The following is a 21,948-nucleotide window of genomic DNA, read 5'->3' as shown; positions in this document are numbered from 1 at the left end:
GCTCGGTCCGCTCGTGGAGGTGGGCGGTGCGGCGGACCGCGGTGCCGACCACGGCCCGTCCGACGAAGGGAGTACTGATGTCATCCGTGCTGTGGTTCCAGGGCGGGGCGTGCAGCGGCAACACGATGTCCTTCCTGAACGCCGACGAGCCCAACGTCGTCGACCTAATCACCGACTTCGGGCTGGAACTGCTCTGGCACCCGTCGTTGGGGCTGGAGAACGGCGCCCAGGCCCGGGAGCTGTTCACCGACTGCGCGCGGGGTGAGCGGCCGGTCGACATCTTCGTCTTCGAGGGTTCGGTGATCCGCGGCCCGAACGGAACCGGCGGCTTCGACGTCTTCGCCGAGCGGCCCATGCAGGACTGGGTGCGCGAGCTGGCCGCCCGGGCCCAGGTGGTGGTGGCGATCGGGGACTGCGCGTGCTGGGGCGGGATCCCCGCGACGGCGCCGAACCCGACGGACTCCACCGGGCTGCAGTTCCACAAGCGTGAACGCGGCGGTTTCCTCGGCCCGGACTTCCGATCGCGCTCCGGGCTGCCCGTCGTCAACATTCCGGGCTGCCCGGCCCACCCGGACTGGATCACGCAGATCATCGTGGCGCTGGCCACCGGCCGGGCCGCCGACATCGCGCTCGACGAGCTGCACCGGCCACGGACGTTCTTCACGACATTCACCCAGACCGGCTGCACCAGGGCGGAGTACTTCGAATACAAGCAGTCGACCCTGGCTTTCGGGGACGGGACCCGCAAGGGCTGCCTGTTCTACGAGTTCGGCTGCCGCGGCCCGATGACCCACTCCCCGTGCAACCGGATCCTGTGGAACCGCCAGTCGTCGAAGACCCGCGCCGGCATGCCGTGCATCGGGTGCACGGAGCCGGAGTTCCCATTCTTCGACCTCGCCCCCGGCACGATCTTCAGGACCCGGAAGGTCGGCGGGCTCATTCCGCGGGAGGTGCCGGCGGGCAGCGGCCACCTCGGCTACCTGGCACACGCGGCAGCTGCCCGGATAGTCGCCCCGCAGTGGTCGAAGGAGGACATGTTCGTCGTCTAGCCGGCCGGTAGCCGGTAGCCGCGCGTGCTCCGACCGGAGACCGCGAGGAACGGACGGGGAGAAGAGAGGATTCCAATGGCCACCGTCGATCTCAACGTCAGCCCGTTGGGGCGCGTCGAGGGCGACCTCGACGTCCGGGTCACGATCGACGACGGGGTGGTCACCTCGGCGTGGACCGAGGCGGCGATGTTCCGGGGTTTTGAGATCATCCTGCGCGGCAAGGACCCGCAGGCGGGCCTGATCGTGACCCCGCGGATCTGCGGGATCTGCGGGGGCAGCCACCTGTACAAGTCGGCGTACGCGCTGGACGTCGCGTGGCGCACCGAGATGCCGCCCAACGCGACGCTGGTCCGCAACATCGCGCAGGCGTGCGAGACGTTGCAGAGCATCCCGCGCTGCTTCTACGCGCTGTTCGCCATCGACCTCACGAACCGGAAATACGCCTCCTCGCCGCTGTATGAGGAGGCGGTACGGCGGTTCGCGCCCTACACCGGCAGCAGCTACGGCCCGGCGGTGGTGCTGTCGGCCAAGCCGGTGGAGGTCTACGCCATCTTCGGCGGGCAGTGGCCGCACTCCAGCTTCATGGTGCCCGGCGGGGTGATGTGCGCGCCGACGCTGTCGGACGTGACCCGCTCCATCGCCATCCTGGAGCACTGGAAGGTCAACTGGCTGGAGAAGCAGTGGCTCGGCTGCTCGGTGGAGCGCTGGCTGGCCAACCGTACCTGGCAGGACGTGCTCGCCTGGGTGGACGAGAACCCCGCCCAGCACGACAGCGACTGCGGCTTCTTCCTCCGGTACTGCCTAGACATCGGCCTGGATCGCTACGGCCAGGGAGTCGGYAACTACCTGGCGACCGGGACGTACTTCGCCCCCGACCTCTACACCCGGCCGACCATCTCCGGCCGCAACGCGGCACTCATCGGCCGGTCCGGGGTGTACGCGGGCGGCGGGTACTTCGAGTTCGACCAGGCCCGGGTGCGGGAGGACGTCACCCACTCGTTCTACGAGGGAACCGAGGCGCGCCACCCGTTCGACGGCGAGACCCGGCCCATCGATCCGGCGCGCGGCCGGGAGCAGGGCAAGTACAGCTGGGCGAAGTCACCCCGGTACGAGGTGCCGAACCACGGATACCTGCCGTTGGAGGCCGGGCCACTCGCCCGCCGCGTCGCAGCCGCGGCTCCCGGCGCGGGTGCCCACCAGGACGACGACCCGTTGTTCGGGGACATCCTGGCGGCCATCGGCCCGTCGGTGATGGTCCGCCTGCTGGCCCGGATGCACGAGGCCGCCAGGTACTACCAGTGGACGCGGGCCTGGCTCGACCAGCTGGACCTACGCGAGCCGTTTCACCTCAAGCCGGTGGAGTACACCGAAGGGCGCGGCTTCGGTTCCACGGAGGCGGCCCGCGGCTCGCTCTCGGACTGGATCGTCATCGAGGACGGCAAGATCGCGAACTACCAGGTGGTCACCCCGACCGCCTGGAACATCGGCCCCCGCGACGGCTCCGAGGCGCCCGGTCCCATCGAGCAGGCCCTCGTCGGCACGCCCATCGTGGATCCGGAGAACCCGATCGAGCTCGGCCACGTGGCCCGCAGCTTCGACTCGTGCCTGGTCTGCACGGTCCACGCCTACGACGGCAGGACCGGCCGGGAGCTCAGCAGGTTCGTCATCAACGACAACCTATGACCGGGACCGACCTATGACCGGGGATCGCGAGGCGGGTGCCGCCTCGCGGCCCCCGGTCGGGCCGCGGGTGCAGGTCGATCCGCCCGGTTTCGAACCACCAGGGTGCGAGGTGGCCGTGATCGGCTGCGGCAACCTGCTGCGCGGTGACGACGGGGTCGGGCCGATCCTGGTCCGCCGGCTCGCCGAGACGGGCGTCCCGGCCGGGGTGCGCCTGGTCGACGGGGGGACCGCCGGGATGGACACGGCGTTCGCGATGCGCGGCGCACGCCGGGTCGTGGTCGTCGACGCCAGCCGCACCGGGGCCGAGCCCGGGACCGTGTTCGAGGTCCCGGGCGCACAGCTGGAGAACCTGCCCCTGGACGCGCCGCACCCGCACGCCTTCCGCTGGGACCAGGCGCTGGCGTTCGGGCGCTGGCTGCTCGGCGACGGCTACCCGGACGACGTCGTCGTCTACCTCATCGAGGCGGGCGGCGTGGAGCCCGGCGCCGATCTCAGTCCCGCGGTGCGCCGGGCGATGGAACAGGTCCGGGACATGATCATCTCTGGTCTCGCCCCCGGGACCGGCGGAACGGACGGATGACCGGACGCATGGATGACCGGACGCACAGGTCCAGATGACCAGACGCATGGGTGAGGACGCGCATGGGTGAGGACGACGTCATCAGCACGGGCGTGACCTGCGCGCGCCCGCAGCCCGTCGGGGTCTTTCCGCTGCCGGCCGGCTTCCTGCTCGTGCCGGGCGGCGAGGCCACGGCCGACCTGCGCCGGACACTGGCGGCCGGGAAGGTGCCGGTGGCCTGGCCGGCGGAGCTGGCCGCGCTGGAGCTCGCCTACCGCGGGGAGGTCGTCGCGGCCCTCGGGCAGCTGCGCGGCGACGACCCGGTCGACCGCTACAACCGCTTCGTGCTGCGACCAGCGGGCGCGGACCCCGAAGACCCGGTGGCACTGCGCCGGGCGCTCGGCGACGAGCTGGGGATCCTGGTGGACGTAGTCCGGTTCGCCCTGGGCGAGCTGGACGAACCTCCGCCGCCCGGCGGGGAGACCGACGAGATCGCGGCGATGGTGTGGTCCGCACACGCCGCCCACGCCATGGCCGCCGGCCGGACGGGCGAGGCAGCGGGGCTGCTGGAGCGGGCCATCGCCGCGGCGCGGGAACCCTCCCCCGGTCTCGCCGCCCAGCTCAGGTCCACCGCGGCGGACCTGCGTCGCGGAGTCGAGGGACCGAGCCCGGCCGTCATCGCAGAGCTGACGGCGGCGCTCGCCGCGCTGGCCGCCACCGACCTCACGGTCGGCCGGGCCGAGTTGCACCTGAGCCTCGGTTCGGCCTACCAGGAGCTGGCCGGGGACGATCCGGCGGGCCTGAAGGTCGCGGTGGAGCACTACCTCTCGGCGCTGCGCCTGGTCCGCATCGACACCGCCCCGGAGCTGTTCGCGGCGGCACAGGTCAACCTCGCCACGGCGTATCTGACCATGCCGATGGCGCAGGCGTCCGACCAGCTGCGGGTCGGCGTGGCTGTGCAGGGCCTGCGGACCGCTCTGTCCGTCTACACCCGCGAGACTCATCCCGAGCGGTGGGCCAGCACCCAGCTCAACCTGGCCAACGCCTTGGTCTACGCGCCGTCCGCACACCGGGAGGACAACCTGCGGGAGGCGGTCGCGCGCTACCAGGAGGTCATCGCCGCCCGCGACCGCGACGCCGACCCCCTCGGCTACGCCCGGGCTCGGGCGAACCAGGGCAACGCCCTGGCCCACCTCGGCCTCTTCGACCCGGCGCAGGCGGTGCTGCACGAGGCACGGGCGATCTTCGAGGAGGTCGGGGACCCCGACGCCGTCCTGGCCGTGCGCGGGGTGCTCGACGAGATCGCCCGCCGACTCACCGCGAAGCCGACGTGACGCCCGGCAGCGGAACACTCGGTGACGCCACTCCGAGCACTCCGACCAGATGGGTGGGGCAGGACGGCCAGGCGGGACGGGGCGGCCAGGCGGGACGGGGCGGATGGGCGGGGAGCTGGGAACCGGCGGTGTGGATCGGCGCCCCGGCGCCCGGCGGGCTGGCCCTGCCGTCGGCGCGGCCGTCGGCGTCCCGGCTGTACGCGCCGCGCGGGGTGTGGCTCGGCGACGACCTGCTCGTGGTGGCGGACTCGGGTAACCACCGGGTGCTGATCTGGCATGGTCTGCCGGCCGTCGACGGCGCCCCCGCCGACGTCGTGCTCGGCCAGGCCGACGCGACGAGCGAAGGGCCGGCGGCCGCGGGGCGCGGGCCCGAACGCGGCCTGCACCTGCCGACCGGCGTGCTCGTCACGGATGGCCGGCTCGTGGTCGCCGATGCCTGGCACCACCGGGTGCTGGTCTGGAACGAGGTCCCGACGGTCACCGACACCGCCCCCGACCTCGTGCTCGGGCAGCCGGACGCCGACGCCGTCCGCGAGAACCGGGGCGGCCCGTGCGGACCAGACACCTTCTACTGGCCCTTCGGGGTGGCCGTGGTGGGTGGGCGCTTCTACGTCGCCGACACCGGTAACCGGCGGATCCTGGGCTGGTCGAATGGCCTGCCGTCCTCGCCCGGCCGGCTACCCGACCTGGTGCTGGGGCAGCCCGATCCCACCCGCCGGGACGAGAACCGTGGCGGCGCGGCCGGTCCGGCGAGCTTCCGGTGGCCGCACGACCTCGCCGGCACCGCCGACCGGCTGCTGGTCGCGGACGCCGGCAACCACCGGCTGCTCGGCTGGGCCCCCCATCCCGACGCCGACGGCGACGCCGATCTGGTGCTCGGCCAGCCCGATCTCGCATGCTCCGGGGAGTTCCCCTACGCGCCCGGCCGGGCCGACGTCCTGCGCTTCCCCTACGCCGTCGACAGCGACGGGCACCTGCTGGCCGTCGCGGACACCGCCAACAACCGCGTCCTGCTGTGGGAGGAGCTGCCGCGGCGCAGTTCCACGCCCGCGACCGGTGTGCTCGGCCAGCCGTCGTTCGCCGAGACCGGGGAGAACCGGTGGACCCGCGTCGAGGCCGACACCTTCTGCTGGCCGTACGGCCTCTCGGTGCGCGGCGACCGGCTCGCGGTGGCGGACTCGGGCAACAACCGGGTCATGATCTGGCGGCGGGTATGACCGGAGGGCGGACCGGGCGGACCGGGCGGACCGGGCGCCGGGTCCGGCGCCGGGTCGTGGTGGAGGGCGTCGTCCAGGGCGTCGGTTTCCGGCCCTACGTCCACCGGCTCGCGGGCACCCTCGGGCTCGCGGGATTCGTCGGCAACGACTCGACCTCGGTGTTCGCCGAGGTCGAAGGCGACGAGGTGGCCGTGGCCGAGTTTCTGCGCCGACTCGAACCGCAGGCGCCACCGCTCGCGCGCATCGAGCGCGTCACGGTGACGAGCGTGACCCGGTCGACCGCCGGCGACGCCGGGTTCCGGATCGTGGCCGGCGCGACCGTTCCCGGCGATCGCACCCTGGTACCCGCGGACACCGCGGTGTGCGCCGACTGCCTGCGCGAGATGTTCGACCCGACCGACCGGCGCCACCGCCACCCGTTCATCACCTGCACCAACTGCGGCCCGCGGTACACGATCATCAGCGCGCTGCCGTATGACCGCGCGGCCACGACGATGGCCCGCTTCCCGATGTGCGCGCGGTGCGCGGCGGAGTACGCCGACCCGGCGGACCGCCGTTTCCACGCCGAACCCGTCGCCTGCCCGTCCTGCGGACCGAAGCTGTGGTTCAGCCCCGCGGACGGCACCGGACCGGAGGTCCACGGCACGGACGCCGCGCTGGCGGCGGCCCAGCGGGCACTGGCGGACGGCGCGGTGGTCGCGGTCAAGGGCGTCGGCGGCTACCACCTGGCCTGCTCGGCCGAGAACGACCCGGGCGACACGGCCGGCGACACGGCCCTGGCGCGCCTGCGCGCCCGCAAGGACCGGCCCGACAAGCCGTTCGCGGTGATGGTGCGCGACCTGGCGACGGCCGCCCTGGTGGCCGACCTGTCGTCGGCGGAGGCGGCGCTGCTGGCATCGCCGGCCGCTCCGATCGTGCTCGTCCGCCGCTCGCCCGCGGCGGGGATGTCAGGGATATCGGGGATGTCGCGGCTGGTCGCCCCCGGCACTCCGCTGGTGGGGCTGCTGCTGCCGTACACACCCGTGCACCACCTGCTGTTCGCGCCGGTCCCGGGTGGCGGCCCGCGACCGCCGCGGATGCTGGTGATGACCAGTGGCAACCGTTCGGGCGAGCCCATCTGCTTCGCCGACGACGACGCGCGGGACCGGCTCGCCGGCCTCGCTGATGCGTTCCTCCGGCACGACCGACCGATCCTCCTGCCGTGTGACGACTCGGTGGTGCGCTGCGGCTACGGGGACGACGGAGACGACGGGCAGGTGCTGCCGGTGCGGCGCTCCCGCGGATACGTTCCGCTGCCGGTGGACCTCGGCCGCCCCGTCCGGTCGGTGCTCGCCGTGGGCGGCGAGGGCAAGAGCACGTTCTGCCTCACCACGGACCGTCGCGCGTTCGTGTCCCAGCATCTGGGTGACATGGGCAGCCTGGCGGCGCTCAGGGCCTTCGAGCGCTCCGCCGCGCACCTGACCGATCTGTACGGCGTCGCGCCGGAGACGCTCGCCGCCGACCTCCATCCGGGATACGTCACCCGGGCCTGGGCCGAACGCGCGGCGGCTACGGGGACCGAACAGGCGGCAGCCGGGGACCCGGCGGCGGGGGCGAACCAGACCTCCACCCACGGGTCACGGTCCGCCGGCCGATTGCCGCACCTGGTCCAGCACCACCATGCCCATGTGGCCGCCCTACTCGCCGAGCACGGCAGGCTCGGCGACACCATCCTCGGGGTCGCGTTCGACGGCACCGGCTACGGGCTCGACGGCACGATCTGGGGCGGCGAGGTGCTGCTGGTAGGCCCGGACGTCGCCCGCGCCGAGCGGGTCGCGCACCATCACCGCGAACGGCTTGTCGGGCCGGTCCTTGCGGGCGCGCAGGCGCGCCAGGGCCGTGTCGCCGGCCGTGTCGCCCGGGTCGTTCTCGGCCGAGCAGGCCAGGTGGTAGCCGCCGACCTGGACTGGACCGCGGACCTGGCGCCGGTGCGGGCCTGCTCCGTGGCGGAGTTGCGCACCCTGCGCACCGCGCTGGACCGGGGCGTGGCCTGCGTGCCCTGCACGAGCATGGGCCGCCTGTTCGACGCGGTGGCGTCACTGCTCGGGGTGCGTCACCGGATCACCTACGAGGCGCAGGCCGCCGTCGAGCTGGAGGCGCTCGCCGCGGCGGAGTTCGGCGGCGCCGGACTCGGCGGCGCCGGTGCCTGCCGGCTCTCCTTCGGCCTGGCGAACGGCGTCCTCGACCCGGTGGGGGTGCTCGCGGGGATCGTCGCCGGTCTGCGGGCGGGAGTGGCGGTGCCGGTGCTGGCCGGCGCGTTCCATCTGGCGGTCGCGGACGCGGTGGCCGAGGTCGCGGGGCTCGCGCGGCGGCGGTACGGAGTCCGCCTGGTCGGTCTGACCGGCGGGGTGTTCGCCAACGTAGTGCTGACGCGGGCCTGCCGCGCCCGGCTCGCCACTGCCGGGTTCGACGTACTCGTCCATCGGGTGGTGCCGCCGGGCGACGGTGGGCTGGCGCTGGGCCAGGCGGCGGTCGCGGCGCTGAGCCGCCCGACGGAGCCGACCTTCGGCGGGAAGGAAGCCTGAGGCATGTGTCTGGGGATACCGGGCCGGATCATCGAGATCTGGGACGACCGTGGTACGCGGATGGCGATCGTCGATTTCGGCGGCGTCACCAAGACGGTGTGCCTCGCCTACCTGCCCGACGCGACCGTCGGGCAGTACACGATCATCCATGCCGGCTTCGGGCTGATCAGGCTGGACGAGGCCGCGGCGCGGGAGACCCTCGCGATGTTCCGGGACCTGGGGCTGCTCGAGGAGGAGCTGGGATCGCGCGCGGCGGAACCGGGCATGACCGGGCCGGGCCGGTGAGGTACCTGGCGGAGTTCCGCGACCCGGCGTTGGYCCGCCGGCTGCTGGATGCGATCATCGCCACCGCGACCCGGCGCTGGGCGATCATGGAGGTCTGCGGCGGCCAGACCCACTCGATCATCCGCAACGGAATCGATCAGCTCCTCACGGACCAGGTCGAGTTCATCCACGGCCCCGGCTGCCCAGTGTGCGTCACGCCGCTGGAGACGATCGACCGGGCGCTGGCGATCGCCGCCCGCCCCGAGGTGATCTTCTGCTCGTTCGGGGACATGCTGCGGGTCCCCGGCAGCGGCATGGACCTGTTCATGGTCCGGGCGCGTGGCGGGGACGTCCGGGTGGTCTACTCGCCGCTCGACGCGGTCCGCCTCGCCGAGGAGAACCCGGACCGCCAGGTCGTGTTCTTCGGAGTGGGCTTCGAGACCACCGCCCCAGCCAACGCGATGGCCGTGGTGACGGCCCGGCGCCGTGGAATCGACAACTTCTCCGTACTTGTCAGCCACGTGCTGGTGCCGCCGGCGATGACCGCGGTCCTCTCCTCGCCGGCGAACCGGGTGGCGGCGTTCCTGGCAGCCGGCCACGTGTGCACGGTGATGGGCACCTTCCAGTACGAGCCATTGGTGGCGACCTACCGGGTACCGATCGTCGTCACCGGTTTCGAGCCGCTCGACCTGCTCGACGGGGTGCGCCACGCCGTCGAGCAGCTCGAGGCGGGGCGGGCAGAACTCGCGAACGCCTACCCGCGGGCGGTGCGGCCGGCGGGCAACCCGGCGGCCCGGGAAATCCTCGCCGAGGTTTTCACGGTGTGTGACCGGGCCTGGCGGGGAATCGGGACAATCCCGGACTCGGGTTGGCGGCTGTCCGCGGCGTACCGGGACTTCGACGCCGAGGTCCGCTTCGACGTCGAGGGCCTCACGGTGGCCGAACCGGCCGAATGCCGCAGCGGCGAGGTGTTGCAGGGCCTGGTCAAACCGCCGCAGTGCCCGGCGTTCGGAACCTCCTGCACGCCACGCACCCCGCTCGGCGCGACGATGGTCTCGGCGGAGGGGGCATGCGCCGCCTACTTCCAGTTCCGGCGACTGACTCCGGCGGGCAGCCGTGGCTGACCCCGTCGACCCGACCGGTTGGACCTGCCCACTTCCGCTGCGTGACCATCACCAGGTGGTACTGGGGCACGGCGGCGGCGGCGTGCTGTCGAGCGAGCTGATCGAGCATCTGTTCCTGCCCGCGTTCGGGACCACCGACACGGCGCGGGCACCGGCGGACTCGGCGGTCCTGGATGTCGCGGGCGCCCGGCTCGCGTTCTCCACCGACTCGTACGTGGTGCGCCCGCTGTTCTTCCCCGGTGGCTCCATCGGCGAGCTCGCGGTCCACGGCACCATCAACGACCTGGCCTGTGCCGGCGCGGTGCCGGTGGCGCTCTCGGCCGGGTTCATCCTCGAGGAGGGCCTGGAGCTCGCGGTCCTGGGCCGGGTGGCGCAGGCGATGGGCCGGGCCGCCGCCGCGGCGGGGGTGCGGCTGGCGACCGGGGACACCAAGGTCGTCGAGCGCGGGCTGGCCGACGGTCTGTACGTGAACACCAGCGGCATCGGGCTCGTCCCGGCCGAGGTGGACATCCGCCCCGAACGGGCGAGACCCGGCGACCGGGTCATCGTCTCCGGTCCCGTCGGCGAGCACGGTGTCGCCGTGCTGAGCGTGCGCGACGGGCTGGAGTTCGGCGGCGAGGTCCGCTCCGACACGACGGCGCTGCACGGGCTGGTCGCGGCGGTGCTGGCGGCCGCCCCGGGGGTCCACGCGCTGCGCGACCCGACCCGAGGTGGCCTCGCGACCGCGCTGTGCGAGATCGCCGCCGCGTCCGGGACGGGCATCGAGTTCGCCGAGCGCGCCGTGCCGGTGCCGCCCGCGGTCGAGGCGGCCTGCGGGTTCCTCGGCCTCGACCCGCTGCACGTGGCGAACGAGGGCAAGCTGGTCGCGTTCGTCGCCGACGCCGACGCCGACGCGGCGCTCGCGGCGATGCGGGCGCATCCGGCGGGGCGTGACGCGGCCGTCATCGGCACGGTCACCGCGGAGCATCCGGGCGTGGTTGTCGGGCGCACCGCGTTCGGGGGAACCCGCATCGTCGACCGGCCGCTCGGCGAGCAGCTCCCCCGCATCTGCTGAGTTCGGCGGCGTGGCCGCGCCCACCTTTCCAACGATCGGCGGGCCAGGGCACGTGGTGCGCCGGGAGGCCGAGGCCTCCCGGCGCTAATGCTTACCGAGAGTAGCTTACATAGACCGGAAGGGTGATTTCCTTGACGGAACCTGATCAATTTAGGTTAGCCTAACCTAATATCAGGCTTCCCCGAGGAGGACGTATGCCCCAGCGAACAGCCTTGCCCGTACTGGCCGTCTCCCTGCTGCTCGGTCTCACCGCCTGCTCCGACGATTCGACGACCGACGCCACGACGGCTTCCCCGGGACACCCGGTAAGYAGCTCGACCACCTTCTCCGTCGCGGTACCGGAGGGCGTGTTCAAGCAGTACACGACGCTCGCCAAGGAGATCCGGTCCGAAGGAGGCGAGGTCCAGAGCGGACCGTGGAAAATCGGCTACATCGTCGAGGCCGCGGAACCCTGGTACGAGGGCAAAGGCGGGCAGCAGATACTCCGCAAGCCCGCCGCCGACGAGACGCACCACATTGAGATCATCCCCGTGGAGGCGGCCACGGGCCGGATCGTGCCGAACGTACCAATCACGCTCGCGGTCATCGACGGCAAGGGCACGGTTGCGGAGGAGAAGACACTCAACTTCTACTACGCCGAATTCTTCCACTACGCGAACAACTTCTCGATCCCGCGGGACGGCAGCTACACGTTGCGCGCAACAATCGGGGTACCGACCTTCTTCCGGCACGGCGAGGAAGGCCACACGCCGGCGTTGGCCAGCGGCACGACTGCCACCTTCACCAACGTCACGCTCAGGCACTAGTCATGCATGATCACGGAGATAAGGTCCCCGAGCGGCTCGTTTCCCTGCCCGCGGACCCGCGGCCTGTCCCGGTCCTGGTCATCGCCCAGCCCTCCCCGCCTGCCAGCGGGGTTCTGCCACGATGGGCCGTTTTCCTCGCCACCGGAACAGCGCTCGTCGTCGGGTGGGCGGCCGCCGTCTGGACCGCCGCCCACCTCACCGCCGACCCGACCCTGCACACCGCCGCCCTGTTCGTGCATCTCGCCGCGCTCGTGGGCGGGTTCGGCGCGGTCCTCGCCATCGACTTCTTCGCCCTGTCATGGCTGTTCGGTCGGCGCAGCTTCCCGGACGTCATCCGGGTGGCCAGCGGCCTGCACGTGATGATCTGGGCTGGTCTGGCGGGGCTCGTGCTCAGCGGCATCCTGCTGCATCCGGACCTGTCCAGGCGACTGACCCAGGTGAAGATCGGACTGGTGCTCCTCATCGCCCTCAACGGCCTGCACATCTGGGCGATCCAGCACCGGCTGGAGCAGTCCGCCACCGTTCCGTCCCGGGCGCTCCTGGCCCGATCGATAATCAGTAACCTGCTCTCCCAGGCCGGATGGTGGGGTGCGATGGTCATCGGCTATCTCGCCAGTCAGGACTGAACCAGAGTCAGGACTAACAGTCAGGACTGACCGGTCGTCGCAGCCGCCGACACCATCTCCGTCGCCGTCGTGGGGCTGCTGCTCGCTGTCGCCGGCACCGCGCGGATGCTGCCCGTTCGTTCCGATCGGCCGTGGGGAAGGGCGACTCGCGGACCGCTGCCCTGCCGCCATTGGTAGGGCACCGGACAGGACTATCGGCCGTGTGGGAGCCGCCCTGGCCATTCGATGATGACCATGAGCGGCGCGACACGAGCGCCGCCGTGCGAGTGGGGATGGGATGGCGACGCTGCCGGTGGGGCACGCGGGACGCGGGGTCGTCGCTGATCTTCTTCTACCCAAGGTGGGTACTATGCGTGAATACTGCAACTGTCAGTCACTGCCGGCGATCGCGACCCTGATCGGGGAACATGACCAGGTCACCGATCTCATCGCCGACACGCACGAGGCATATCGACAGGGTGATGTCGGGGCAATGGTGACACTCTGTGAGCAGATGTCGGCGGTTCTCCAGCCGCATACGGTGGTGGAGGAGAAGGGTCTGTTCCCCGCGATGGCACTCGAGTTCCCCGAACAGATCGCGATCCTGCAGAGCGAGCACCGCCGGATCGAGGCTGTGCTCGCCGGGGCGACCGACGGCACCGCCCGGGTCGATCCCGCTTGGCCGACACGGGTCATCGAGGCGATGAGCCTGCTGCGCAGGCACATCGCGAAGGAACAGGACGGCGTGTTCCACGCCGCCGTCTCGATTCTCAGCAACGAACAATGGAACCGTCTCGGCGAGATCCGCCAGGCGCTGAAGCTCGTAAGCTCCTGAAACCTCGTACGATGACCGACTCCCTCCCCGGAACGGCCGGCTCCAGGCATCGGATCAGCCTTCGGGCATCGGCCGTTGCGGCGGGGTCGGGCCGGGATCGCTCCCGGGCACGCCGGTACGGGACGTGGCGGTACCGAATGTGGCGGTACCGGACGTCGCTGCACCGGACATGGCGATACCAGATATGGCTCTACCGGACGTCGCTGCACCGGACCCGCCGGACGCATCTCCGGTGAACACGAGAAGGCTGAGATCCCGACGGTTGGCGTCCTGCGCCGGGCACCTTCCGGCCGGGCCAGACAGGGGCCGGTACGGCCAGTTCGCATCGACGGTGGCCGGGGCCGGTCGCCCGCCGGGCCCGCGGGCACCCACGTACAGCCGCTCAGGACGAGGACGCGGGACGCCCCGAAGATGGTGGCTCCGCGACAGGTCGTGGCCGGGTTGCTGGAATGGCGGCAGGCGGGCGGGATTCGCGTCCCGCGCGAGCACAGGCGTGTGACATCTCACACTGACTTTCGCCATCATGACCATCGGGCGACCATGTGACAAATCGCATCGAGGTCGTGGACGGTTCCCATCGGCGACCCGGGGCCGCCGCGTAGCGGCGGAGAGGAGTCACATGGTTGCGACGGAAACCTGGTCCATCAGCGAGCTGATCAATACCGTTCGTTACCCTCTCACCGAACCTTCGAGCCACGCCTGGCGGGACGTCGTCTCGTGGGCCCGGGAGGAACTGCGCACTCGCGGATGCTGTGTCCTCCCGGAATTCGTCCGGCCCTCCGCATTCACCGCGGTCGCACAGGAGTGCGCCACCGTCGCTCCGCTCGCGTATGACGAGGTCGAGACGGTCAACGCCTACAACATCGCGGTCGACCCGTCGTTGCCGGCCGATCATCCGGGCCGGTTCACGATGCGGCGGGGGAATGCCTTCGTCGCCCGCGACCAGATTCCCACCGAATTCGCCGTCCACCGCCTCTACACCAGCGAGCTCTTCCAGCATTTCATCGCCGGCTGCTTCGACCTGCCGAGAGTCCACGAACTCGCCGACCCGCTGGCCGGGCTGTGCCTCAACATCATCGCCCCCGGGCTGGAGCACCCCTGGCACTTCGACACGAACGAATTCGCGGTGAGCCTGCTCACGCAGGCGCCGCGGGCCGGGGGCGACTTCGAGTACTGCCCGAACATCAGGTCCGCGCAGGCGGAGAACTTCGCCGACGTGCGGGCCGTGCTGGCGGGCGAGGGCGGCCATCTGGTCCGGCGTCTCGCCCTCCGACCGGGTGATCTCCAGCTTTTCCTGGGCCGCTATTCGATGCACCGGGTGAGCCCGGTCGAGGGCGACACGGCCCGGCATTCCGCAATCTTCGCCTACACCGGGCACCCCGGGGTCGTCGGCAGCGTCGCGCGCACGAAGCAGCTCTTCGGCCGGGTCCTTCCGCGGCACCTGGCGGCGGAGAAGAGCGCGGTCCGCGTCGACCAGCTGCTGGACTAGCTGGACCAGAACTCGGTCGGCGAGCTGCTTCAGCACCGGCCTGTCTGCCCCGACCGCCCGTCACAAGGAGCGCCAGACGCGTGTATTCCGACGACAGCAGATATTCTGCCGAGACCACCGACTCCGACGGAACCACGAATTCCTCCGAGGCCGCGTACCCCACCGGGACGAGGCGGTTCGACGACAGCGGGAAGATCTCGCTCGACCACATCTACACGCAGCCCGACCCGCACGCCTACTTCAGTACCCTGCGGAAACTCGACTATCGTATCCCGCAGCTCGCCAAACCGTACTTCAGCCAGCTCATCCGGGAATTCCGGATGGTCCGGGGACGACCGCCGACGGTCTTGGACGTGGGCTGCTCCTACGGGATCAACGCCGCGCTGCTCCGCTGTGACGTGACGTTTGACGACCTGCACGAGCGCTACGCACCGCCCGGAACCCGGCCGACCCGGGACGTGCTGCTCGCCCGTGACCGCGAACTCGTCCGGTCCCGCGACGGGCTGGAGACGAGCCGGTTCCTCGGTCTGGACAGCTCGGGGCCGGCCATCTCCTATGCGTCCGCGGCTGGGTTCCTCGATGACGCCGTGCACGCCAACCTGGAGGACCGGGACCCGACCGACGCCGAACGGGAGCGGCTCGTCGGAACGGACATCGTCGTCTCGACGGGCTGCCTCGGGTACGTCACCGAGCGGACCATCGCCCGGGTGGCCCGCGCGGCCGGTGAGCGCAGGCCGTGGATGGCCCACTTCGTGCTGCGGATGTTCCCGTTCGAACCGGTCGAGGCGACGCTCGCGGGGCTCGGGTATGAGACCGTGCACGTCAACGGCGTTTTCCGGCAGCGGCGCTTCGCCTCCGCCGAGGAGCAGTCGCTCGTGCTCGACACGCTGTCCACCGTCGGCGTCGATCCACGGGGGCTGGAGGCCGAGGGCTGGCTGTACGCCCAGCTGCACATCTCTCGGCCGCGCGGGGTGACCAGTCCCTCGACCGCTCATCCCGCCTCCGGCCGGCGACCGGCGGCGACATCCACCCGGCCGGTTCCGCCAGGCTGACGGGCGACCGGTGCCGGCGGCGTCCCCCGCGCGGCCGGTAGGTCGAGGGCGCCCCGGCCATCATGCGAGTCGGATGAACCGTACGAGCCGAATGTCCGATGGAACGCCCGCCACCCGTGGAATCTCGGCGACCATGGACCCAACGCAGCCTGTGGCGTTCACCATGACCGTGTCCCCGAGACGAGTTCCCCGAGACAACCCGAGGCCCAGCATGAATGCGATCAGTAGCTCCCAGCGATCCACCGGAACCTTCGCGAACGACGATCTGCTGCCCCGGGTGCCATTGCCCACGCTGGCGGAGAGCTGCGAACGTTTCCTTGCCTGGTCCGCGCCGCTGCTGACCCCGGCCGAGCAGGCGACGACCGAGGCAGCCGTCGCGGCCTTCCAGGCACYGGGCGGCCCCGGCCCCACCCTGCACGCGGCGCTGGAGCGCTACGACGCCACCGAGGGCGTACACAGCTGGCTGGACGGCTTCTGGGACTCCCGCTACCTCGGCCGGCGCGACCGCATCGCGCTCAACGCGAACTACATCTTCCTGTTCAAGGACGCCGAGGGTCTGTCCGCCGAGCAGCCGCAGGTGGAGCGGGCCGCCGGGCTCGTGGCGGCAGCCGTCGACTACAAGCTGCGCCTCGACGACGAGCGGGTCGAGCCGATCGTCCAGCGCGGCCAGACGCTGTCGATGGCGCAGAACACGTTCCTGTTCTCCACGACCCGGATCCCGGGAACGGTCCAGGACACCGTGCGCACCCCGTACAGCGAGCAGTGGCCCGGGCCGTCCCAGGCCCGCCACATCGTCGTCTTCCACCGGGGAAACATCGTCCGGCTGGACGTCGTCGGGCCGGACGGTCACCCGTACACCCTGGACGACCTCGCGGCGGGCCTGCGCGCCGTGGTGAAGGCCGCCGCGTCGCGGATTCCGGCGGACGCCGCCGTCGGCCAGCTCACCACCAAGGCCCGGGCTGACTGGGCCGCGAGCCGCCAGACGCTGYTCGCTCTGGACCCCGCCAACGCGGCCGCGCTCGACACGATCGAGACCGCGCTGTTCGCCCTGTGCCTGGAAGACTTCACCCCCAAGGACAACCTGGCCGCGTGTGACCACCTGCTCCACGGCGACAGCGCCAACCGGTGGTTCGACAAGGCGGTGTCACTGATCGTTTTCGCCGACGGCCGGGCGGGCATCAACGTCGAGCACTGCGGGCTGGACGGGACGACGATCCTCAGCTTCGTCGACGACCTGCTGGGTACCTCGCCCGCGGAGCACTCGGCGAGCTCTGGCGCCCGGCCCCAGGGGCTACCCGTCATCGAGCCCGTCGAGTTCGTCCTCGACGCCAGCCTGCGGGCGGATGTGGCCGCCGCCGGCGCGTCGTTCGCGGAGTTCGCCGCGGCGACCGCCTCAACGGTGTTGTCCTTCACCGACTTCGGRCAAAACCGGGCCAAGGCACTGAAGACGTCACCGGACGCATTCGTGCAGCTCGCCTACCAGCTGGCGCACAGCCGGGCCAAGGGGCACATCGGCGCCACCTACGAATCGATCGCCACCCGGCACTGGCGGCGCGGCCGCACGGAAGCGATGCGGGTCGTCACCCCGGAGATCCAGCGGTTCGTGACCGTACTCAACGACCCGGACACCGACACCGCCACCCGCCGGACCGCGTTCCGCGCCGCCGCCGACGCGCACGTGCGGCGCGCGAAGGACTGCCAGGCCGGGCGGGCCCCCGAGCAGCACCTGTGGGAGCTGCAGTTCATCGCCCGCAGCCAAGGCGAGCGGCTGGGGGTGACCGAGCCGATCGCGCTCTACGAGGCCCCGGGCTGGCTCAAGGCGCGCGACGACTACCTGAGCACCAGCTCCGCGCCGTCCACCAACGTCGAGTTCTTCGGCTTCGGGTCTACCAGCAGCCAGTGCATCGGCATCGCCTACGTGCTGCTGCCGGACCGGTTCAACCTCTACCTGAGCACGCCGCGTGCGGTCGCGGACGGGATGTACGCGTTCGCCGACCAGCTCCAGCAGGTCGTCACCGAGCTGCAGGACCTGCTCGCCACCGATGAGACGGGCGACGGGCCATTCAAGGCGGGCTATTCCAGGTAATTGATGATGCGGCCCACGCCCCGCTCCTGCCTTGTCCAGGCCTCCGCGAGCGCGGCCACCGGCATCAGGGATGCCCTGATCCGGCCGGCAGCCGGTGTCCCGGAAGCGGATCGGATGGCGCACCCCACCTCACTGGATCCGCCACCGAGTACCGCCCTGCCGGGGGTGACCGACGTAACAAGGGGATCGGGCCGAGGCCCGACTGCTAAACTTACGGACCATCAGCCTGGATGCGGAAGATTGCGGACGTAGGCGAGCGAACCGTCTACGGGGCAGGCACATGCCGGAGAATCGCGATCTCATCGCCCGTTTCATGCCCCCGCGATCCGCTCTGGCCAACCACCGTTGTCGGGTCCGCTCGGACCAGATCCACCCGAGCGGCCCTAGCCGAGCGTTCCGATCCCATCGGGCTACCATCCTGCTAGCACCCTGGCCGACTGGCGCCCTGGTCAGAAGCGACGCGGTGGGCTCGATCGTCGTCCGCCGCGGAAGCGGCGGCGTCGCTCGCCCGGCCGGCACGGGGAGCCGGGGTCGGACCGATGCGGCACGGAGAGGACGGACGGCGGTGGATCAATGAGTTCGGCCACCGACCCCCGGCAAAAGACGATCATCAGGACTCTCCGCGATCCCTCCACCGTCCGAGTACCACCCGGCGGAGGGCCGGGTGGGCTCCGGTGACCGGCCCGGACACATCCGCGCCGGCCACGGCCCAGCAGCACGAGTCACCACGCCCCCGGACGGAACCCGTGCCGGAGGTCACCGCCGCCCTGTCGCCGCGACCGGAACAGTTCGACCGGGAGCGGACCCAGGTCATCCGCGGCCTGYGCGGCCGCCGGATCCCGGCCGTGGAAGCCTTCGGGACGGCACTGGACGGGCCGACCCCCGAGGGGCTACTCCCCCTGTGGGGTCCCGCGACCGGCGAATGGCTCATCCCGCCGATCGGCCGCGGCGAGATCCACCGGGGGCGCGAGGCACCGGCAGTCCCGGATTGTGGGGAACCGGTCGACTACGGGCTGACCATCCTGGACGACGGCGGTCCGGCCGGTGGTCGCCACCATGACGAGCGACCGACCCGGGGTTCCAGCCGCTCGCGGGCCATCTGGACACTCGTCGACCAGGTGCTCTCCAGCGGGACGAACGCCGTGATGTCCTTCGTCATCGCCCACAGCGTCAGCAAGTCCGAGTTCGGGGCCTTCGCCGTCGCCTTCGCGATCTTCTCATTGATGATCGGGTTCTCGAAGGCTGTCGGCACCGCTCCGCTGGGGATGAAGTTCTCCGACGTGCCGCCGCGGGTGTTTCGGGTGGCCGGCGCGGCGGGGACCGGCACCGCCCTCGTGATCGGGCTGGTCTGCGGGGTCGTGACGCTTGCCGTCGGTGCGGCGATGGGCGGCTCGGTCGGCGCCTCGCTGGTCGCGATGGGACTGGTCTTTCCCACGCTGCTGCTCCAGGACGCCTGGCGGCAGGTCTTCTTCGCCGAGGGTCGCCCGGCCGCCGCCGCCGCCAACGACGGGATCTGGGCGATCGTCCAGTTCGCCGCCATCTACGCGCTGATCGTCCGCGACGTCTCCACCTCGTGGGCGATGCTGCTGGCCTGGGGTGGCGCCGCCGCGGTCGCCGCCATGCTGGGCGTCACGCAGGCCGGCTTCAAGCCGGCGCCGAGCCTCGTGCGCCAGTGGGTCGTCGAACACCGCGATGTCAACGGGTACATGAGCGCCGAGTACCTCACCGTCCAAGGCGCCCAGCAGGCATCCACTCTGCTGCTCGGTACGCTGGGCGCGATCGACCTGGTCGGCGCGCTGCGCGGGGTGCAGACTCTGCTCGGACCGACGACCATTCTCGCGGTCGGGATCGTGAGCTGGGCCATCCCCGAGTTCTCCCGCCGCAAGGACCTCTCGGCCGCAGCCCGGGTCCGCGCCGCCTACGCCCTGTCCGCGGTGATCGTCGCGGCCGGCGCCGCCTGGGGGACGATCTTTCTCGTCCTGCCGACGAGCATCGGGCACTCGCTGCTCGGCCAGACCTGGGAGCAGACCCACGACCTGCTGGCGCTGTCCATCGTGCAGCAGGCGGGCCCCGCGGCGACGGTCGGGCCGGCCTGCATGCTCTACGCGCTCGGCAAGGCCAAGCTCACCTTCCGCGCGAATGCGGTGCTCGCCCCCCAGCTTGTCGTCTATCCGATCGTCGGTCTGGAGATCGGCGGCGGCACCGGCGCGGTCTGCGGTTACATACTTGCCTTCTGGGTGACCGTCCCCATCTGGTTCATCCTCGTCCGCCGGGCCGCACGGGAGGTGGAACGGGACACGGCGATCGCCCTTTCCGGCGAGCCGGCCGGACCGGCCGTACAGGGCCGAGTTCCGGAGCACCCGACCGGGACCGGCAATGATCAATGATAATGATGTTTCACAGTAACGTACGAGCTGTGTGCAATATGTTCGGCCGACCGCGTCGAGGCGGTGTCCGAGGCGTCGAGGCCACCACGATGAGCGCTGCCGGGCCAGGGCCGGTAGGGGGGTTGCGATGATTCTGCGTATTCTTTATCGGTCGGTCGGTTCGGAGAACACGAAGAACCGACCGACCTTCTACAGCAAGATGCTTGCGTTGGCCTCTCTCCTCCGGGCCGTCGAGAACGTCGACATCCCGGTACGGATCGTCTTCGTCAATGACGGCCCTATGCCGGCGGAGCGTCTTGCCGTGATGACGTCCGCCGGCGAGGTGCAGTCGGTGCAGTGCGGCAGCAATCGCGCGTCCTACCGGTACGTGCTGCGGATGCCGCGGGTCCGGCGCTGGTCGCCGGACGATCTGGTCTGGCTCGCCGAAGATGACTATTTGTACACGGAAAAATCGCTTTCCAGTCTCGTCGCGGCAGCGACCGCGCTCCCCGCGGTCGATTACTTCACCCTTTACAGCACGCTGCGATTCTCCTCAACCACCACCCGCCGCCGGCCAATGATCCACCGGGACGGCGGCAGCCACTCCCACGCGCCGGTGGTCGACGGCGTGACCTGGGCCAGGGCCGCCACCACGACCAGCACGTTCGGTCTGCGGGTCGGCACCCTGCTCGAGGACGAACTGCTGCTGCGCTCGATCCCGTTCGTCGGCGGCGCCTTCGACCGCGCGACCTGTCTCACTCTGCAGGGTTTCCAGCCCTTCCGGCTGGCCGAGCTGAGCGGGGAACCGCCTGCGTTCGCCCCGCCACCCCCCGCCGCGCGGATCGCTCGTCGGGTGGTGCTGAGCGGGCTGCGCACGACACTCAACGCCGTCGCCTTGGCGCGGCCCGAACGGCTGCGCCGCACGATGCTGGTGCCGGAGCCCTCCATGGCCACGCACATGGAGCTGGGTGAGGCGCTCGTTCCCGGTCACGACTGGGCGGTCGAGGCCGAGGCCGTGCAGGCCTGGCTACAGGCTCGGCGGCCCGGCCCGCTGGAGACGCCGCTGCTCGGCGCCATTGCCACGGCTTCGGGTACGCAGCGATCCTCCACCATGCACGGACCCTCCACCATGCACAGACCCTCCGTCGCGTGAGACCGCGACCGGCACCGCGAGGGTGGGGGTCTGCCGGCCGCCGCACCGTCCGCGCCGCCCGGACGAGGAACAGACGTGCCGCCCATCCGCTCCCGCTGCCGCTGCTCCTCCTGCTGGTCATCGGCCTGGTCGCCGGCGGGCTCAGCTCCTGCTCGAACAAACCCAAGCCGCCCCAGCCCGGCGGCGTGCGCTGGGTCTCCGGCGCCAACGGCAACTACCCTGCGGACGTCAACCTCTGGTCGGTCTTCACCGGCCGCAAGGTGGACCTGGCCGTCGTCTTCACGGATCGGCAGGACTGGACCAACCTGGTCTCGGCCGGCTGGCCGACGCAGGCCTTCACCCGGGACAAGTTCCCCGGCGGCCTGTCGGTCGCCCAGCCGATGTTTCCCAAAGACGGCGACGAGGCCACCTGCGCGACTGGCGCCTACGACAACTACTGGCGGCAGTTCGGCACCACGCTGACGACGTTCGGCCGCGGCGACGCCTTCGTCCGGCTCGGCTGGGAGTTCAACGGCGACTGGTTCTGGTGGTATCCACGCGACGTCGAGACCTGGAAGACCTGCTACCGCCGCACGGTCCTGGCGATCCGGTCGACCGCGCCGCACGTGCGGATCGACTGGAACATGACCGCGCACCGGGATCACCTGCCGGTAAGCGGTCAGGACATCTGGGATGCCTATCCCGGTGACGACTACGTCGACGTGGTCA

18 protein-coding genes are annotated in these 21,948 nt (G+C 71.2%); all 18 read left to right on the top strand.

All coding sequences use genetic code 11. From position 1 onward, the window contains the following. Window positions 1-77: 77 nt before the first annotated feature. Window positions 78-1,049 (top strand): hydrogenase, encoded by a 972-nt coding sequence (locus tag KBI5_RS12450; protein ID WP_011435527.1) that lies wholly within the window; start codon window positions 78-80, stop codon window positions 1,047-1,049. A gap of 75 nt (window positions 1,050-1,124) precedes the next feature. Further along, the gene (locus KBI5_RS12445) at window positions 1,125-2,732 is read left to right on the top strand and encodes a nickel-dependent hydrogenase large subunit (RefSeq protein WP_011435526.1); all 1,608 of its coding nucleotides are present in this window, start codon (window positions 1,125-1,127) and stop codon (window positions 2,730-2,732) included. 13 nt (window positions 2,733-2,745) lie between these two features. Further along, window positions 2,746-3,312 carry a hydrogenase maturation protease gene (locus tag KBI5_RS12440; protein WP_011435525.1) on the top strand — a complete coding sequence of 189 codons (567 nt, stop codon included), beginning with the start codon at window positions 2,746-2,748 and terminating at the stop codon, window positions 3,310-3,312. A 62-nt stretch (window positions 3,313-3,374) separates the two neighbouring features. After that, window positions 3,375-4,625 (top strand): hypothetical protein, encoded by a 1,251-nt coding sequence (locus KBI5_RS12435; protein ID WP_011435524.1) that lies wholly within the window; start codon window positions 3,375-3,377, stop codon window positions 4,623-4,625. Window positions 4,626-4,753: 128 nt separating this feature from the next. Continuing rightward, complete coding sequence (locus tag KBI5_RS12430; RefSeq protein WP_035733752.1) at window positions 4,754-5,842, top strand: NHL repeat-containing protein; 1,089 nt, start codon at window positions 4,754-4,756, stop codon at window positions 5,840-5,842. Beyond that, window positions 5,839-8,406 (top strand): carbamoyltransferase HypF, encoded by a 2,568-nt coding sequence (gene hypF / locus KBI5_RS12425; protein ID WP_085015302.1) that lies wholly within the window; start codon window positions 5,839-5,841, stop codon window positions 8,404-8,406. Before KBI5_RS12430 ends, hypF begins: the two co-directional genes overlap by 4 nt. 3 nt (window positions 8,407-8,409) lie before the next feature. After that, entirely contained in the window at window positions 8,410-8,691 is a 282-nt protein-coding gene (locus KBI5_RS12420; RefSeq protein WP_011435521.1) for a HypC/HybG/HupF family hydrogenase formation chaperone, read from the top strand. Then, window positions 8,688-9,794: a hydrogenase formation protein HypD gene (gene hypD / locus KBI5_RS12415; protein WP_085015301.1), complete on the top strand. Its 1,107-nt coding sequence runs from the start codon at window positions 8,688-8,690 to the stop codon at window positions 9,792-9,794. Before KBI5_RS12420 ends, hypD begins: the two co-directional genes overlap by 4 nt. Next, window positions 9,787-10,848: a hydrogenase expression/formation protein HypE gene (gene hypE, locus KBI5_RS12410; protein ID WP_011435519.1), complete on the top strand. Its 1,062-nt coding sequence runs from the start codon at window positions 9,787-9,789 to the stop codon at window positions 10,846-10,848. Before hypD ends, hypE begins: the two co-directional genes overlap by 8 nt. Window positions 10,849-11,042: 194 nt before the next feature. After that, complete coding sequence (locus KBI5_RS12405; RefSeq protein ID WP_011435518.1) at window positions 11,043-11,654, top strand: hypothetical protein; 612 nt, start codon at window positions 11,043-11,045, stop codon at window positions 11,652-11,654. Window positions 11,655-11,656: 2 nt separating this feature from the next. Continuing rightward, window positions 11,657-12,280 carry a hypothetical protein gene (locus KBI5_RS12400; RefSeq protein ID WP_011435517.1) on the top strand — a complete coding sequence of 208 codons (624 nt, stop codon included), beginning with the start codon at window positions 11,657-11,659 and terminating at the stop codon, window positions 12,278-12,280. A gap of 349 nt (window positions 12,281-12,629) precedes the next feature. Continuing rightward, window positions 12,630-13,094, top strand: a complete 465-nt coding sequence (locus KBI5_RS12395) for a hemerythrin domain-containing protein (protein ID WP_011435516.1) — start codon at window positions 12,630-12,632, stop codon at window positions 13,092-13,094. A 619-nt stretch (window positions 13,095-13,713) separates the two neighbouring features. Then, a complete protein-coding gene (locus KBI5_RS12390; protein WP_011435515.1) occupies window positions 13,714-14,583 on the top strand; it encodes a hypothetical protein in 870 nt (289 codons plus the stop codon). 194 nt (window positions 14,584-14,777) lie between these two features. Beyond that, window positions 14,778-15,635, top strand: coding sequence for a methyltransferase type 12 (locus tag KBI5_RS12385; RefSeq protein WP_108913794.1), 858 nt, complete (start codon window positions 14,778-14,780; stop codon window positions 15,633-15,635). A gap of 211 nt (window positions 15,636-15,846) precedes the next feature. Beyond that, entirely contained in the window at window positions 15,847-17,721 is a 1,875-nt protein-coding gene (locus KBI5_RS12380) for a choline/carnitine O-acyltransferase (protein ID WP_085015300.1), read from the top strand. A 746-nt stretch (window positions 17,722-18,467) separates the two neighbouring features. Continuing rightward, complete coding sequence (locus KBI5_RS12375; protein WP_198537667.1) at window positions 18,468-20,108, top strand: hypothetical protein; 1,641 nt, start codon at window positions 18,468-18,470, stop codon at window positions 20,106-20,108. A 127-nt stretch (window positions 20,109-20,235) separates the two neighbouring features. Beyond that, window positions 20,236-21,240 (top strand): hypothetical protein, encoded by a 1,005-nt coding sequence (locus tag KBI5_RS12370; RefSeq protein WP_085002475.1) that lies wholly within the window; start codon window positions 20,236-20,238, stop codon window positions 21,238-21,240. Then, on the top strand, window positions 21,237-21,948 hold a 712-nt coding region (locus KBI5_RS12365), incomplete at its 3' end, for a glycosyl hydrolase (RefSeq protein WP_085015299.1). The genes KBI5_RS12370 and KBI5_RS12365, both read left to right, overlap by 4 nt.

This window comes from Frankia sp. KB5 (assembly GCF_002099325.1).
GTDB classification, from domain to species: Bacteria; Actinomycetota; Actinomycetes; order Frankiales; family Frankiaceae; genus Frankia; species Frankia casuarinae.
The sequence above is the reverse complement of the archived record's forward strand: the minus strand, read 5'-3'. Positions and strand labels throughout refer to the sequence as shown.

Coding starts and splice junctions, on each gene's coding strand:
- KBI5_RS12440 (WP_011435525.1), top strand. CDS start 2,746: ATGACCGGGGATCGCGAGGCGGGTGCCGCCTCGCGGCCCCCGGTCGGG.
- hypF (WP_085015302.1), top strand. CDS start 5,839: ATGACCGGAGGGCGGACCGGGCGGACCGGGCGGACCGGGCGCCGGGTC.
- KBI5_RS12395 (WP_011435516.1), top strand. CDS start 12,630: ATGCGTGAATACTGCAACTGTCAGTCACTGCCGGCGATCGCGACCCTG.
- KBI5_RS12400 (WP_011435517.1), top strand. CDS start 11,657: ATGCATGATCACGGAGATAAGGTCCCCGAGCGGCTCGTTTCCCTGCCC.
- KBI5_RS12390 (WP_011435515.1), top strand. CDS start 13,714: ATGGTTGCGACGGAAACCTGGTCCATCAGCGAGCTGATCAATACCGTT.
- KBI5_RS12420 (WP_011435521.1), top strand. CDS start 8,410: ATGTGTCTGGGGATACCGGGCCGGATCATCGAGATCTGGGACGACCGT.
- KBI5_RS12450 (WP_011435527.1), top strand. CDS start 78: ATGTCATCCGTGCTGTGGTTCCAGGGCGGGGCGTGCAGCGGCAACACG.
- KBI5_RS12435 (WP_011435524.1), top strand. CDS start 3,375: ATGGGTGAGGACGACGTCATCAGCACGGGCGTGACCTGCGCGCGCCCG.
- KBI5_RS12370 (WP_085002475.1), top strand. CDS start 20,236: ATGATTCTGCGTATTCTTTATCGGTCGGTCGGTTCGGAGAACACGAAG.